Source organism: Lysobacter dokdonensis DS-58 (assembly GCF_000770795.1).
Taxonomy (GTDB): domain Bacteria; phylum Pseudomonadota; class Gammaproteobacteria; order Xanthomonadales; family Xanthomonadaceae; genus Noviluteimonas; species Noviluteimonas dokdonensis.
On sequence record NZ_JRKJ01000004.1, the window covers coordinates 1 to 15,622 of the forward strand.

Genomic DNA, 15,622 nt, shown 5'->3' on the forward strand with positions numbered 1-15,622 from the left:
GTCGACAGCCTGGCGCGCGCGCAGCCGCTCGTAGGAGGCCATGCCCTGAAGGCGGGCATCGGCATCGAGGGCCACCAGGCGCTGAGACAGGGCGGCGGCCATGTCGGGCCCCTGCGCCGGCGCAGCCTCGGGCCATGCGAGGGCCGGGCTCTCATCGTTCGCGCCGAGTTGCAGGCGCTGGCGCAGGCCGGCGATCTCGTTGCGGCGCTGGTCGTAGTCCGCCTGCGTGGTGGCCGCGCGGCTGCGGGCCAATGCGAGGTCGCCCCAGGCCGACGCCGAGACCGCGAAGCGGCGTGCATCGTCGTCGTCGCGGGCCGACATCGCCGATTGCGCGGCGCCCAGCGCGCTGCGCGCCGAGGCCAGTTCAGCCGCTGCGTACTGGTCCGCATCGGCGCTCTCCGCGCGCGCCACCGACTGTTGCGCACCCGACAGCTCGCCCGTGGGCGGCGGCACGCTGGCGCAGCCGGACAACGCGATTGCGATCACAAGGCCGCAGAGCCTTACGTGTTGCGTTCTGGTGAAGTGTGCGAAGCTTGGGCGCATAAGAGGGGTGCCGTGCGAGTCTTTAGGGGATAAAGCGCGCGTCATCGTGTCAAGCCGGCGCCGCGCACGCAAACGGTCGCCCCAGGGAGAGAGTACGCACTATGGACATCGGCTATTTCCTGAAGCTGATGACGGAGAAGAACGCCTCCGACATGTTCCTCACCACCGGCGCGCCGGTGTACATCAAGGTCGAAGGCAAGCTGTACCCGCTCGGTAACACGGGCCTGCCTGCCGGCATGGTGAAGAAGATCGCCTATTCGCTGATGGACGAAGGCCAGGTCCCGCAGTTCGAGCGCGACCTCGAGCTCAACATGGCCATCGCCCTGGCCGACTCGGGCCGCTTCCGCGTGAACGTGTTCAAGCAGCGCGGCGAAGTGGGCATGGTCATCCGCGCGATCCGCAGCGTGATCCCGTCCATCGAGGAGCTGCAGCTGCCGCAGGTGCTCAAGGAAATCATCATGGCCCCGCGCGGCCTGGTGCTGATCGTGGGCTCCACCGGTTCGGGCAAGTCGACCACGCTGGCCTCGATGATCGACCACCGCAACAACACCTCGTCGGGCCACATCCTCACCATCGAGGATCCGATCGAATACCTGCACAAGCACAAGAAGTCGATCGTCAACCAGCGCGAAGTCGGCCTGGACACGCACGCCTTCCACAACGCGCTGAAGAACGCGATGCGCGAGGCGCCCGACGTCATCCTCATCGGCGAAATCCTCGACGCGACCACCATGGAAGCGGCGATCGCCTTCGCCGAAACCGGCCACATCTGCCTGGCGACGCTGCACTCCAACAACGCCGACCAGACCATCGAGCGCATCCTCAACTTCTTCCCCGAGGCCGCGCACAAGAACGTGCTGATGAACCTCGCGCTGAACCTCAAGGCGGTGGTCTCGCAGCGCCTGGTCATCGGCGTCGACGGCCGGCGCATGCCCGCATGCGAAGTGCTGATCAACACGCCGATGATCCGCGACCTGCTGCGCCGCGGTCAGGTGCACGAGCTGAAGCAGGCGATGGAAGAGTCGCTGGAAGCGGGCATGGAATCGTTCGACCAGTGCCTGTTCCGCCTCTACAAGGAAGGCAAGATCGAAAAGGAATCCGCACTCAACGCCGCGGATTCGCGCGACGGCCTGGCGCTGAAGTTCCGCCTGTCCGAAGGCGCCACCGGCGAGCACGACCCGTATGCGGACGTGTTCGAGACGCACTGAGTCCGACGCAATCCGCGCAACAAAAAGCCCCGCATCGCGGGGCTTTTTTCATTCCTCAACCCGCGGTTTTCTCGGGCGCGTCGGGTTGCTTCTCGGGTCGCGCTTCGTCGAACGCCGGGTGCGCGAGGCACGCTTGTTCGATGCGGGCGATCGTCGGGAAGCGGGCGATGTCCACGCCGAAGCGGCGGGCGTTGTAGAGCTGCGGAATCAGGCACGCGTCGGCGAGCGTCGGCGCGTGGCCGTCGCAGAAGCTGCCCGTCGAGGGATGGTCGTGCAGCATCGCCTCGAAGGCATCCAGCCCATCGCAGATCCAGTGCCGCACCCATTCGTCGCGCTCGGGTTGCGGGACGTGCCATTCGCGTTCGAAGTACTGCAGCACGCGCAGGTTGTTGAGCGGATGGATGTCGCACGCGACGAGTTGCGCGAGCGCGCGCACGCGCTGGCGGTCGCGCGCGGTGGCGGGCAGCAGCGGCGGATCGGGCCAGACTTCGTCGAGGTATTCGAGGATCGCCATCGACTGGCGCAACATCCGCTGGCCATGCTCCAGCACGGGCACCAGCCCCTGGGGATTGGCCGTGCGGAACGCGGGCTTGTGCTGGTCGCCGCCATCGCGCAGCAGGTGCACGGGGAACAGTTCGTACGGCAGGCCCTTGAGGTTCAGGCCGATGCGCACGCGATACGCGGCGCTGGAGCGCCAGTACGAATACAGACGAAGCCGGTCGTTCACTGCCGCCCTTCCCCCCGTGCCGCGGCTGGCGGCACGTTCACATTAGCTTGGCACGGGCGGTCGCGGAAGCCCGCCCGCGTGCGGCCTCAGACGGCCGGCACCTGACGTTCGATGCGCTGGTCGATGGCGCCGAAGATCGAGTCGCCCCGCGCGTCGAACATCTCGATGCGCACGTTGTCCCCGAAGGACATGAAAGGCGTCGACGGCTTGCCGTTGGCCAGGGTTTCCACGGTGCGCTTCTCGGCGAAGCACGAGGCGCCCTTGGAGGTGTCCTCGTTGGCGATCGTGCCCGAACCCACGATGGTGCCCGCCGACAGCGGCCGCGTCTTCGCCGCGTGGGCGACGAGCTGCGCGAAGTCGAACTGCATGTCCACGCCCGCCTCCGGCGCACCGAACCACTGCCCGTTGACGTGCGTCACCAGCGGCAGGTGGACCTTGCTGGACTGCCAGGCATCGGACAGTTCGTCCGGCGTCACGAACACCGGCGACAACGCCGAGCGCGGCTTGGACTGCAGGAAGCCGAAGCCCTTGGCGAGCTCGCCGGGAATCAGGTTGCGCAGCGAGACGTCGTTGACCAGGCCGATCAACTGGATGTGCGTGGCCGCGCGCTCGGGCGAGACGGCCATCGGCACGTCGTCGGTGATCACGACGATCTCCGCTTCCAGGTCGATGCCGTAGCCTTCGTCGACGACCTTCACCGCATCGCGCGGTCCGAGGAAACCGGCGCTGGTCGCCTGGTACATCAGCGGGTCGACGTAGAAGCTTTCCGGGACTTCCGCGCCGCGCGCGCGGCGCACGCGCTCGACGTGAGGCAGGTACGCGCTGCCGTCGACGAATTCATAGGCGCGGGGCAAGGGCGCGGCGAGCGCGGCCATGTCGATGTCGAAGGCATCGGGCGCGTCGCCGGCGTTGAGTGCGTCGTACAGCGCGTTCAGGCGCGGCGCGGCGTTGGACCAGTCTTCCAGCGCGCGCTGCAGCGTCGGGGCCACGGTGGTGGCGCGCACGCCGCGCGTGAGGTCGCGCGAGACGACGATCAGCGTGCCGTCGCGGCCGCCTTCCTTGAGGGAACCGAGCTTCATCGCAGGGGCTCTTCCGACAACGTGTGGGCCGCGCATTGTACGGAAAAAAGAAAACCCGCCTTGCGGCGGGTTTCTTCGAAGATGGCAGCCCCGGATGGATTCGAACCACCGAATGCCTGAGTCAGAGTCAGGTGCCTTACCGCTTGGCGACGGGGCTGTAGCTGCTGCTTGAGCGGACCGCGATTGTACCGCGATCCGCTCGGTGCCGGATCAACGCTTGGAGAACTGCGTCGCGCGGCGAGCCTTGTGGAGGCCGACCTTCTTGCGCTCGACTTCGCGCGCGTCGCGGGTCATGAAGCCCGCCTTGCGCAGCTCGGTCTTGAGCGATTCGTCGTACTCCACGAGCGCGCGGGACAGGCCCAGGCGGATCGCGCCGGCCTGGCCGGTGATGCCGCCGCCTTCGACCGTCACGACGACGTCGAACTTGTCGGTGGACTGCGTGAGCTCGAGCGGCTGGCGCACGATCATGCGGGCGGTTTCGCGGCCGAAGAAGTCTTCGATCGTGCGCTCGTTGATGGTGATGTTGCCGGTGCCCTTGCGCAGGAACACGCGGGCGGTCGAGGACTTGCGGCGGCCGGTGCCGTAATTCTGCTGGATAGCCATGTCGTTACCTTAGATGTCCAGCGGTTGCGGCTGCTGGGCCGTATGCGGGTGGTTCGGGCCAGCGTAGACCTTGAGCTTGCGATACATCGCACGGCCCAGCGGGTTCTTCGGAAGCATGCCCTTGACGGCGGTCTCGATGACGCGCTCGGGGTGGCGCTCAAGCGCCTGCGCGAGGGTCTCGGACTTGAGGTTGCCGATGTAGCCGGTGAACCGGTAGTACATCTTGTCCTGCAGCTTGGTGCCGGTCACGTGGATCTTCTCGGCGTTGATCACCACGAGGTAATCGCCGGTATCGACGTGCGGGGTGTAGACGGGCTTGTGCTTGCCGCGGAGGCGGCGGGCGAGCTCGGAGGCGAGGCGGCCCAGGGTCTTGCCCTCGGCGTCGACGATGTACCAGTCGCGCTGGACGGTCTCGTTCTTGGCGGTAAAGGTCTTCATGCGTGACTCGTTTGGGTACATGGTCGGGCTTGTTCCGGGGTGGCCGGAAGTTTGCCGCGCGATGTAGGGCGGAACAAAAGAGGCGGAATGATAGCGGCGCCCCGCGGGCGCCGCAACCCTCACCCCGGGGAAATCAGGCCGCGGGGGCCTTTTCGGGCGCCTTCACGATGCCCGGCGCCGGCTGGCGACGGCGCAACGGGGCGGGCTGGAACAGCTTGGCGCCCTTGAAATACACCGCGCGCAGCTGGTGGCCGCGGGGCGAATAGCCGAGGAACACCGCGCCCGTGCGCGCGCCGACGACGCCGGAGAACACGCGGGCCAGGCCCGGATTCTCGACTTCCATCAGCACGCCCAGGGCCCGCGGCTGCTCGCGATCGGCCGCTTCCAGGATCTCGCACGCGGCCTTGAACATCGGCAGCGCCTGCTGCTGGCCGCGATGGGCCGGCGCGATGAACTGGCGGAAGTAGTACATCGGCTGGCGCAGGCGCGGGCGGATCTGCAGGAACGCGGTGGCCACGCCGCACAGCACGCCGTCGGCGTCGCGCAACACGCACACGGCCTGCTGCGCGCGGAGCTTCGCGCGTTCGGGATCGAGGATCGCCTTGTTGGAAATCCAGAACTCCGCGAGTTCGGCTTGCAGCTCCGGCGTGATGGCGCGCCAGGTGGGAACGATCGAATACGACATCTCGGTGTTCCCCTTACTTCGCTTTCGGCGCGGCCGCGCGCGGCGGTTGCTGCTGCGCGCCGGCGACCTTGATGAAATCGATGTACTCGGCGAACTGCAGCCCGCCGTCCTTGTTCTTGTCGAAGGCCGTCATCATCGGCGCCGACTTGCCGGCGCGCTGCACGAGCGCGAGGTTGGCGTATTCGGCGGCTTCGAGCTTGCCGCTCTTGTCCGCGTCATGACGCGCGAACTCGGTGTGCAGGCGGCGCAGCGCGAGGTCGTCGCGCGTGGCCATCCAGCCGGCGCGGAATTCGTCCTTCGACAACGTGCCGTTGCCGTCCTTGTCCCATGCGGCGAACGTCGCGTCGGGGCCGCCCTGCGCGCCGGCGGGCCTGGCGGCCTGCTGCTGCGCGAACGCGGGCGCGGTGGCGATCAGTGCGAGCGCGAGGAGCATCGTGCGGTTCATGCCATCGCCTCCGGCTGCGCCTGCGCTTCGGGTTCGAAGGTGATCAGCTCGCGGATCTCCGCGGTGCGCAGGCCGATCATCATCGGGTTGACGACATTCGGCAGGAAGCTGATGTCGAAGATCTCGCTGATGTCGCCTTCGAAGCGGATCCAGTTGACCACGTCGCCGTTGGACAGGTTCACGATCTGCACGCCGCACCACGGTTCGGCATCGCGCTTCTTCAGTTCTTCATCCAGCTGCAGGCCTTCGAAGCGCTGGTTGCGCGGCTTCGACAGACCCACGGCCGCGACGTTGCCGACGATCGACAAGCCGCGCAGGAAGCCCGGGAACCACGCCGTCGGCACGAAGGACTTCGTCGCGAAATCGACGTAACCCAGGTGACCGGTGCCGGCGTTGAGCACCCACAACTTGCCGTTCGCCCAACGCGGGCTGTGCGGCATCGACAGGCCTTCGCAGACGATCTCGTCGGTCTCGACATCGATCACCACGCCGCCGTTCATGCGGCGGTCGCGCCAACCGTCGACGGCGTCGGACTTGCACACCGCGGTGACGTACTTCGGCTTGCCGTCCACCATCGCCAGGCCGTTGAGGTGGCAACGGTCTTCCGGTGCGAGCTTGCTGATGAAGGCCGGCTTCCAGATCGGCTTGAAGCTGTGCGTCGTGCTCAATTCGGCCAGGCACGAGTACTTCGTGTTGACGAATACCACGCGGCCGTCGCTGCGGATGCCGAGCTCGTGGATGTCGAGGTCGCCGATCGTCTGCGCGTTGCGCGGCACGTAGCACTTGTCGAACTTGCCGTGGATGGTTTCGTTCTGGCGCAGCACGTTCTCGAAGCGCCACAACTGGTACAGGCCGCCGAGGTAGATGCGCTGCGCGTTCCCGACGATGCCCATCGCGCGTTCGAAGATGCGCTCGAAGAACGACACGCGGCCCTGCGGGTCGCTGCCCACCAGGTACACGCGGCCTGTCTGGTAGGAGGAGATCGCCAGCGACACGCGATTGCTGGCCAGCCATGTGGCCAGGCCGCGCGAGCAGCTCTTCTCGACCTTGAGTTTGGTGAGGTCCAGCGGTGCCTTGTCCGCCTTCCCGGCCGCTTCGGCGGCGGGCGCCTGCGCTTGCGCGACTTCGGCGCTCTGCTCGACGGGTACCTGCCCGCCGGGCGTCTTCTTGCTGCTTGCCACGAACTTCTCCAGATGTCCCCTGCCCCAGCGGGACAGTTGAACGGATTTCCGCGCCGGGAGCCAGCGCTTCGTGCTTCAGGTTTGCCGCGTGGATCGCTGAATGGGTCCCGGCGGCGCTCGCCGCCGGGACACCGATCCGATTACCAGGTGTAGCGGATGCCGACCTGGCCGCCCCACACGCCGTCGATGGCGCCGCCGTCCATGTAGTTCAGGCCGCCCCACACGTCGACGCGCTGGCCGATCTTCGCGTTCACGCCGAACTCCACCTGGCCGCTCGTGCCTTCCGTGGTGGTGCGGCCGGTGAACGTATCGGCGACGGTGAAGCTGGTCTCGCCGTCGAATTCGCGCACGATGCTCAGCACGCCGTACGGCGTCCACTTCGTGCCCGAGGCCGAGTCGAAGGTCTGCTCCATTTCCAGGCCGAGGCGGGCGCGCGAGGAGGTGCCGCCGTCGGACACGAAGTCCGCCAGGTCGCCCTCGATGCGGTCCACGTTCTCGACGGTGGTGCGCGTGTACTGCACCTGCGGCACCAGCTTCAGGCCGCCGGCCGAGGTCCAGATATTCCAGCCCAGCTCGGCGTTGAAGGCGCCGGCATCGCCGCCGACTTCACGCACGCCGCCCAGCGAGGTCATGTCGGCGTCGAAATGCATCCAGCGGTACGACACGTCGGCGTACATGCCGTTCTGGCCGAGCCAGGTGAGGTAGCCGCCGAGCGTCGTGCCGTCGATGTCGTCGTCGCCGAAGCCGTTCGCCAGATCCTGTTTGCCGCGCGACTTCGACAGGCTGGCGCCGATGTAGAAGCCGTCGGTGATCAGCGCGTTGTAACCCGCTTCGACACCCTGGTTGGTCTGGTCGAAGGCGAAGTTGCTCGAGGCCGGCAGGTTGTCCAGCTGCGCTTCGGGGTTGATCGTGCCCTTGTCGCCGAACACGCGCACCCACGCGCCCTTGTCGCTGTCGCCCAGCTGCGAGAACACGCCCATGCGCTGGCGGAACGTGCCGACCTGCGCCGCCATCAGGCTGTGCGCGCCGGGGACGATCGCCGTGGCGAGCGCACCGGTGTCGTTCAGGCCGCCGAAGCCGAGCGTCAGCGAGAACATGTCGACCGCACCGTTGGCCGCGGTGATGTGCGGGTTCACGGCGACCTTCAGGTCGAGGAAGTTGTTCGCGTTGAAGTTCACGTTGCCGGCGATGATGCTGCCCGCGCGCACGTTGTTCGCCTGCGATTCGCCCGTGACCACGACGACCGGGATGTCGATCTCCGTCGCGCCGGTCAGCATGTCGAGCACGTTGATGTTGAGCGACTGCACCGCGTTGTTGGCGAAGTTGCCGTCGACGTAGAGCATGTCGCTCGCCCCGTTGAGCAGCGAGACGTCGACGTTCAGCGCACCCTGGCCGGCGAAATCGCCGTGGATGGTGAGCGTGTCGTCCGGCGCGCCGTCGAGGAAGCTGATCGTGCCGTTGTTGGTGAAGGCGACCGGGTTGAGTACCGCGATCGGCGCCGCGGCCGGATTGGCCGTCAGCGTGACCACGCTGCTGCCCGTACCCATGTCGATCGTGCTGTCGCCGAGGATCGAGAGGGTGCCGGTGTTGGCGAAGCTGTTGCCCGTCGCGCTGTTGCCGCCCAGGCCGATGCCCGCGTCGTGCAGGACGATCGTGCCGGCATTGACGATGGCATCGTCGCCGTCGCCGAAGTCGGTCGCGTGGCCGCGCACGGTCCACGTGCCGCCGGCCGCATTCGTCAGGCGGTCGTTGCCCGCGCCCGTCACCAGCGCGCCGACGATGTCGCCGCTGTTGGTGACCAGGTCGAAGCCGTCGCCGCCGTGGATCGCGATGCTGCCCTCTTCCGACGCCTGCGCGACGATGTCGCCGGTGTTGTTGACCGTGGCGTTGCCGAAGACATCCAGGCTCAGCGCGACGGCGTAGTCGGCGTGGATCGCGCCGATCGTGCCGCTGTTGGTCACCGTCGCATCGGCATCGCCGCCGACGCGCAGGCCGATGGTTTCGCCCGCGGCGTGCGCGGCGATGGTGCCGCTGTTGCCGAAGGTGACGTTGCCGCCGTCGTAGGAACCGGCGATCGCACCGATCGCGGCGCCGTTGTAGGCGATCGCATAGATCTCGCCGCCGTTGGAAGCGAACAGGTCGCCGCCCGCGTACGCACCGAAGCCGATGGCCAGGCCGCCCGCGCCTTCCGACGTGGCGGTGATGTGGCCGCCGTTGTCGGCGTGCAGCGTGCCGCCGGCCGCCAGGGCGCCGATGGCGATGCCGCCGTCGCCTTCCGCGAAGGCGGACAGCGTGCCGTCGTTGCCGAAGGTCACGTCTTCGCCGGAGACGCGCGCGCCGTAGGCCATGCCGTCCGCGCCCGTGGCCGTCGCCGTGGCGTGGCCACCATTGAACGCGTCGACCGTGTCGCCGTTGGCGAACAGGCCGATCGCATGCGAACCCGCGGTGGCCGTGATGTCGCCGGTGTTGTCGACGTTGGCGGTGGCGCCGAGCGCGAAGATCGCAACCGCATCGTAGTTGGCGGTCACGGCAATCGAACCGCCGTTGCCGATGCTCGCCACGCCCGTGTCGCTGTACGCCGACGCGCCGTACGCATCGCCACTGGCCGCGGTGACCGTGAGGTCGCCCTGGTTGTCGATGTCGGCGGTGGTCGAGGCGAGGACCGCGATGCCGACCGCGTCCTGCTCCATGCCGGTCACGTTGACCATCATGTGGCCGGTGTTGCCGGCGTTCACGACATCGCCGCTGCCTTCGATGCCCGCTGCGAAGGCGTAGCCCGTGACCTGCGTCGTACCGCCGTTGGTGACGTCGACGTTGGGGCCGCGCGCCTCGATGCCGATGGCTTCGGCGTACGAAGAGACCACGGAGATCGTGCCGGTGCCGTCGATGAGGATGTCGCCGTCGCCCATGACCTGGATGCCCAGGGCCACGTCGTGCGCGGTGACGCTGATCGCACCGTCGTTGGTGACGTGCGCCAGGCCGCCTTCGGCGACGAACCCGGCGATGCCGATGCCGTTGCCTTCCTCGACGGCGAGCGGCGGGGGCGTGTTGCTGCCGCCGAGCTGCGAGACGGTGATCGAACCGGTGTTGACGATCGTGGCATCGAGCGCGTCGAACGCCACGCCCACCGCGGCCGGGCCGCCGGTGACGAGGACGTCGCCGCCGTTGTCGATCGTGAGGTGCGCACCGTAGCCGTACAGGCCACCGGCCATGCCGTATTCGTTGTTCGCCGTGACCGTCGCGCCCGCGAGATTGTGGATCGACGCATCGCCGTATTCGGAACCGGCGACCACGCCCATCACCATCGCGCCGGTGACCGGGGAACCGACGCCGACATCGATCGTGCCGCTGTTGGTGACCGACACCGCGCCGTCGTACGACGTGGCGAGGATGCCCAGGCCCTGGCGGCCGAGCGTGGCGGCCGTGATTGCGCCGCCGTTGACGACCGTGACGTCGCCGCCATCGGCGATGGCGTTGATGCCCGACGCGTACTTGCCGGTGGCGAGGATCGAACCATCGCTGTCGATCGCGATGTCGCCGTCGTAGGTCGTCGCGTCGATACCGACGCCGCGGCCGTTGAAGAAGCCGCCGTACGCGGCGATGTCGCCGGTGTTGCCGATGGTGACGTTGCCGTATTCCGAGTAGCCCACGACGCCGGTGGCGACGCGCCCGTTGTGCGCTTCGACCGAGCCGCCGTTGGTGATGTCCACGTCGCCGCCGGCGCTGCCGACGATGCCCGCGGAGGTGCCGTACTTGTTGTTGACGTTCGCGTACAGCGTGCCGGTGTTGTCGATCGACACCGTGCTGCCGTCGTACATCCCGACGCCCTGCAGCGCGACGCCGACGTCGCCGCCGTGCACCGTGATGGCGCCGGCGTTGGTCGCCGTGGTCACGTCGCCCGAGGCGATCAGGCCGAACGCGCTGGTGCCGCTGGCGACGATCGAGCCGGTGGCGGTGTTGGTGACGTTGCTGGTTTCGTAACCGATGCCGAGCAGGCCGATCGCCTGGCCGCTGTTGGCGGTGGCGGTGACCGAGCCGTCGTTGGTCAGGATCGTGCGCGCGCCGTAGCCGAACATGCCGTACGCCGTGCCGTTGTCGACCGACGAATCGATCGAGCGGCCGGCGAAGTTGAGCACTTCGACGTCGTCGAAGCCGTAGGCGTACATGCCGAACGCGCGGCCGCTGGTGGCGTGCACGTCGATCGTGCCGTTGTTGACCTGGCGCGTGTCGTGCACCGAGTAGGTGTACAGGCCCGCGGCGATGCCGGAGGCGGCCGTCACGTCCACGTCGCCGTTGTTGACGATGTTGGCGTGCGCGTAGCCGACGCCTTCGATGCCGACGGCCGTTCCGTTGCCACTGACGGTGATCGTCGCGCTCTGGCTGAGGTCGGCGTTGTAACCCACGCCGGCCATGCCGAAGGCATTGCCCTGGACGGAGGTCGCGGTGAGCGCGCCACCGTTGGTGAGGATCGCATTGCCGTCGGCCTGCGCGAACAGACCATACGCATCGCCGGAGTACGACGAAGCGTCGAGGTCGCCGCCGTTGCGCACGGTGGCGTCGTTGTCGGCGCTGGCGAACATGCCGGTCGCGCGGCCGGAGTAGGCGTACGCGGTGATGTCGGCGCCGGTGTGCGACACCAGCTCGATGTCGCCGCCGGTCGCTTCGACGCCCGCCGCCCAGCCGTCGGCATCGGCCGACAGCGAACCGGTGTTGCTCACGTATACCGTGGCGCCCGAGGCGAAGACCGCGTCGGCGAGGTTGTAACCGCTGGCGACGATCGTGCCGTCGTTGGTCAGCGTCGCCGAGACCGCGCCGATGACCTGCGCGCCGTACGCGGCGTTGTTGGACACGCCGAGCAGGTAGCCGGTGTCGGTGTTGGTGACGGTGGCATCGCCGCCCAGCGAATAGGCGAGCACGCCGGCGGCGGTGTCGCCCGCGTAGGCGCGGATGTCGCCGGTGTTCTCGATGCTGATCGCGTACGCGCCACCGGCCAGCGCGCCGTAGGCGACGCCGTAGTCGGAGGTCGAGACGATCGCGCCGTTGTTGTGCACGACCGCATCGCCGGCGCCCGAACGCGCCCACACGCCGTACGAGCTGTAGCCGCCGTCGGTGGTGATGGTGCCGTTGTTGGTGATGGTCGCGGTACCGCCGTAGAAGGCGCGCGAGGTGATGCCGCGGTCGAGCACGCCGCCCATCGTTTCGATGTCGCCGTCGTTGGTGACGTTCGCATCGCCGTACAGCGAGATCGCGCGCAGGCCCGAGGCCGCGTACGCGCCCTGGACGAGCACCTGCCCGTACTCGGAGTTGGAGACGTTCGCGTCGCCCGTGTAGGTGATCGCGATCGCGCCCGTCGCCGCGCCGTACTTGGCGACGGCCTGCATCTGGCCGTTGTTCTCGATCTCGACGTCGTTCCACTTCGTCGCGGCGTAGACACCCATCGCCGTGCCTTCGCCGACGGTGACCATCAGGCCGTCGTTGGTGATCGAGATCAGGCCGTTGTTCGACTGGGTGGCGATGCCGTAGGCGATGCCGTAACCGCGGTTCATCGCGACGGTGGCCATCTGGCCGCCATTGGTGACGTTGATGTCGCCATCGGCCGTGAGCGCGAGCATGCCGTAGGCCGAGTCTCCGCCGACGGTGATGAGCTGGCCCTGGTTGTCGATGGACGCGGCGATGTCCGCCGAGGCCACGAGGCCCTGCGCGGCGCCGTACTTCGCGCCGGCGTAGACGTTGCCGCCGTTGTAGATGCTCGCGTTGCCGAGGTAGCCGCGCGCGATGGCCGCCGCGCCGACGGCGAACAGGTCGCCCTCGGCCGTGACGTTGCCGTAGTTCACGACATTGGCGTTGCCGCCCTGACCCATCGCCGAGACGCTGATGCCGGTGACGTCGCCGCCGTAGGCATGCACGGTGTTGTCGTTGATCGCTTCGCCCGAGGTCGTACCGCGCACGTCGATGCCCGTGGCGAACGCGCCGGTGGCGGTGATCGTGCCGGTGTTCAGCGCGCTCGCGCCGTCGCCGATCGACAGGACGCCCGCGGCAAATGCGCCGGTGCCCGTCGCGGTGGCGTTGATCGTGCCGCCGTTGACCAGGTCGGAGGTCACGACGCCGTAGCCGAGCATGCCGACGCCGGCGGTGCCGCCGGTGGCATTGACCAGGCTGTCGTTCTCGGCGAAGGCGTACACGCCGGCCACGCCGATGCCGATGGCATCGCCGTAGGTCGAGGAGACGTCGACCGTCGCCCAGTTGCGGACGTACGCGTCGTAGCCGCCGGCGTAGATGCCGTAGGCGATGCCGTTGATGGCGTCGACGTCGATGCTGCCCGACGCCGTGTTGACGACGGTGGTGTCGCCGTAGCTCGTCGCCCACACGCCGAACGCGTCGCCGTTGGACGTGGCGACGACCGAACCGCTGTTGACGACATCGACGCTGCGATTGCCTTCGGCGTCGATGCCGATGGCCTGCGTGAAGCCGTCGGCGCTGAGCGCGCCGCTGTTGTCCACGATGGCGACGTCGCCGTAGGCGAACGCGCCGCGCGCGATGCCCGCCGCCGAGCTGGCGCTGGCGTTGCCTGCGTTGGTGATCGTGGCCGTGCCGTTGTACGCGCCCGCGATCAGGCCGGCTGCGCCGTAATAGCCGTTGGCGTTGACCGAGCCGGTCGCGCCGTTGGTGGTCGTGGCGCTGCCATAGGCCGAGTGGGCCCACGCGCCCTGCGCGAAGTCGCCGTCGACCTTCAGCGTGCCGTCGTTCTGGGCGAACGCGTTGCCGTAGACCGAATACGACTCCAGGCCCGTGGCGTCGACGCCGGCGACGGTGATCGTTCCTGCGTTGAGGTTGACGGCAGTGCCGTACAGCGACGCGGCGTACAGGCCCGTGGCGTCGAAGCCCGTCACGTCGATGGTGGCGCCGGCGCGATTTTCGTTGGCGGCGTAGCCGGCCAGCGCGACCGAGGAACCGCCCACGGCGGTGTCGTCGGCGGCGACGTGGATCGAACCGACGTTGATCGTGTAGGCATCGCCGTACGGCGAGAAGGCGTACATGCCGAAGGCATCGGCGAGCGCACCGTCGCCGTAGGCGTTGATCGCGGAGGAGTTCGCCGCGCCGGCCTTGTTGGCGCCGTAGACATACAGGCCGAAGGCGACACCGTCGACACCGGTCGCCGTCGCGGTGATCGCGTCGTAGCTGCCGATCAGGCCTTCGTCGCCGGATTCCACTTCGATGCCGGCGGCCCAGGTGTAACCGGTGACGCTCAGGCCATCCCAGTAGTTGCGCACCGTAACCGAATCGGCCGTGCCGAAGAACGCGCCATCGGCAAACCCCGTGTTGGACACCACCGGCGCCGGCGCGTAGCCGTCGACCATCGTCCAGTTGCCACCGGTGCCGATGTTGACGAGCACCGCGTCGTCGCCGCCGCTCACGCCACCCGGGCCCGGATGGAAGGAGCCCGGCAGGATCGTCGGATCGTCCACCACGCCCAGGCTTTCCGGCTGCGCGCCGGCAGCGAACATCGTCGCTTCGCTCGCGCCGATGGGCGCGGCGAGGGACTGGAATTCTTCATCGACGACGCTCTTGGGCGTCCATTCGTCCGCGACGCGGGTCAGGTCGACGACCTTCGCGAATTCATGCGACAGACCGACGCGCTCGACGGGGAGCGGCGCGAGGACCGGCGATTTCGCGAGGACCGCGCCGGTGCCCGAGAACAGCAGGGCGGCGGTCGAGAGGGTGAGGACGGAGCGGACGGCGCGCGCAACGGGCGAAACGTTGTAGCGACGGGCGGCCTTGCGGCTCGCACGGGTGCGATCGTTCTTCAAGATGTTCCCCTGATTGTTTTACGGAAGCCCTGGAACCGCGTCCTGCGGTGCCCCCCGGCTCCAACCCCTGTGACCTGAGTCTCGGTTCGGACTCAGTTCAGCCGAGTCTAAAGTGAATACCCTCACGATTGGAATAGGACGCCGATCACGTTACCGGGAGTGGACATTCAGTGACCTGAAGACCCCCGGGAAACGAGATCGCCCCGATCTTGCTTACGAAGGATGCGTAGACTTCCGGCCATGCCGCGTGAAATCAGCCCGCTCGACCGCTTCCTCATCGACGCCCAGAACGCGCTGTCCACCGTGTTCGGCCGGCCCGACGCCGCGCGCGGCAACCCGGCCGGCGACACGGCCGAAGTGGTCCTCGAAGACGAGGAGCGCCGGCACGCCGCCGGGCTGATGCGGATCAACCATGTCGGCGAGGTCTGCGCGCAGGCGCTCTACGTCGGCCAGGCCGCCGTGGCCCGCGATCCGGTCACGCGCCAGGCGCTGCTGGCGGCCGCCGCGGAGGAAACCGACCACCTGGCCTGGTGCGCCGACCGCCTTTCCGAACTCGACGCACGCCCCAGCCTGCTCAACCCGGTGTGGTACGCCGGCAGCTATGCCATCGGCGTGCTCGCCGGGCTGCGCGGCGACGGCTGGAACCTGGGCTTCGTGGTCGAAACCGAGCGCCAGGTGGAAGCCCACCTGCACGAACACCTCGAGCGGCTGCCCGCCGCCGACCTGCGCAGCCGCGCGATCCTGGAAACGATGAAGGCCGACGAAGCGCGGCACGCGGACCATGCGCAGGCGCAAGGCGCGCGCGTGTTGCCGCAGCCGGTGCCGACGATGATGGCGGCGGCGTCGAACCTGATGAAGGCGATCGCCTACCGCATCTAGGCAGAAGGCCGGCTTTCGCCGGCCTT

The 15,622-nt window shown here is 68.1% G+C and carries 11 protein-coding genes and 1 tRNA gene; 2 read left to right on the forward strand and 10 right to left on the reverse strand.

Translation table 11 applies throughout. The features are described 5' to 3' along the window. Nucleotides 1–486: DUF4398 domain-containing protein (locus tag LF41_RS16405; RefSeq protein ID WP_052116118.1), on the reverse strand; the 486-nt coding region annotated here is incomplete at its 3' end. 158 nt (nt 487–644) lie between these two features. On the opposite strand from LF41_RS16405, the gene LF41_RS03955 reads away from it, so the two are divergent. Further along, nucleotides 645–1,751, forward strand: coding sequence for a PilT/PilU family type 4a pilus ATPase (locus tag LF41_RS03955; RefSeq protein ID WP_036166243.1), 1,107 nt, complete (start codon nt 645–647; stop codon nt 1,749–1,751). A gap of 55 nt (nt 1,752–1,806) precedes the next feature. On the opposite strand, the gene maiA is transcribed toward LF41_RS03955, so the two are convergent. From maiA to LF41_RS04000, 9 genes are all read right to left on the reverse strand, one after another. Beyond that, complete coding sequence (gene maiA / locus LF41_RS03960; protein WP_036166246.1) at nt 1,807–2,478, reverse strand: maleylacetoacetate isomerase; 672 nt, start codon at nt 2,476–2,478, stop codon at nt 1,807–1,809. 86 nt (nt 2,479–2,564) lie between these two features. Then, a complete protein-coding gene (locus tag LF41_RS03965) occupies nt 2,565–3,557 on the reverse strand; it encodes a fumarylacetoacetate hydrolase family protein (protein WP_036166249.1) in 993 nt (330 codons plus the stop codon). Nucleotides 3,558–3,639: 82 nt separating this feature from the next. Further along, a tRNA-Gln gene (locus tag LF41_RS03970) sits at nt 3,640–3,714 on the reverse strand. 53 nt (nt 3,715–3,767) lie between these two features. After that, on the reverse strand, nt 3,768–4,160 hold the full coding sequence (gene rpsI / locus LF41_RS03975) for a 30S ribosomal protein S9 (protein WP_036166252.1): 393 nt from the start codon (nt 4,158–4,160) through the stop codon (nt 3,768–3,770). A 9-nt stretch (nt 4,161–4,169) separates the two neighbouring features. Further along, entirely contained in the window at nt 4,170–4,598 is a 429-nt protein-coding gene (gene rplM, locus LF41_RS03980; protein WP_036166255.1) for a 50S ribosomal protein L13, read from the reverse strand. Between the two features lie 133 nt (nt 4,599–4,731). Then, a complete protein-coding gene (locus LF41_RS03985; protein WP_036166258.1) occupies nt 4,732–5,283 on the reverse strand; it encodes a hypothetical protein in 552 nt (183 codons plus the stop codon). Between the two features lie 13 nt (nt 5,284–5,296). Further along, entirely contained in the window at nt 5,297–5,728 is a 432-nt protein-coding gene (locus LF41_RS03990) for an EF-hand domain-containing protein (RefSeq protein ID WP_036166260.1), read from the reverse strand. Continuing rightward, nucleotides 5,725–6,909 carry a TIGR03032 family protein gene (locus tag LF41_RS03995; RefSeq protein ID WP_237577625.1) on the reverse strand — a complete coding sequence of 395 codons (1,185 nt, stop codon included), beginning with the start codon at nt 6,907–6,909 and terminating at the stop codon, nt 5,725–5,727. Before LF41_RS03995 ends, LF41_RS03990 begins: the two co-directional genes overlap by 4 nt. A gap of 140 nt (nt 6,910–7,049) precedes the next feature. Further along, a complete protein-coding gene (locus LF41_RS04000; protein WP_036166262.1) occupies nt 7,050–14,717 on the reverse strand; it encodes a hypothetical protein in 7,668 nt (2,555 codons plus the stop codon). Between the two features lie 240 nt (nt 14,718–14,957). Here LF41_RS04000 and coq7 point away from each other — a divergent pair, with 240 nt between their 5' ends. Beyond that, complete coding sequence (gene coq7, locus LF41_RS04005) at nt 14,958–15,596, forward strand: 2-polyprenyl-3-methyl-6-methoxy-1,4-benzoquinone monooxygenase (RefSeq protein ID WP_425599467.1); 639 nt, start codon at nt 14,958–14,960, stop codon at nt 15,594–15,596. Nucleotides 15,597–15,622: the final 26 nt, after the last annotated feature.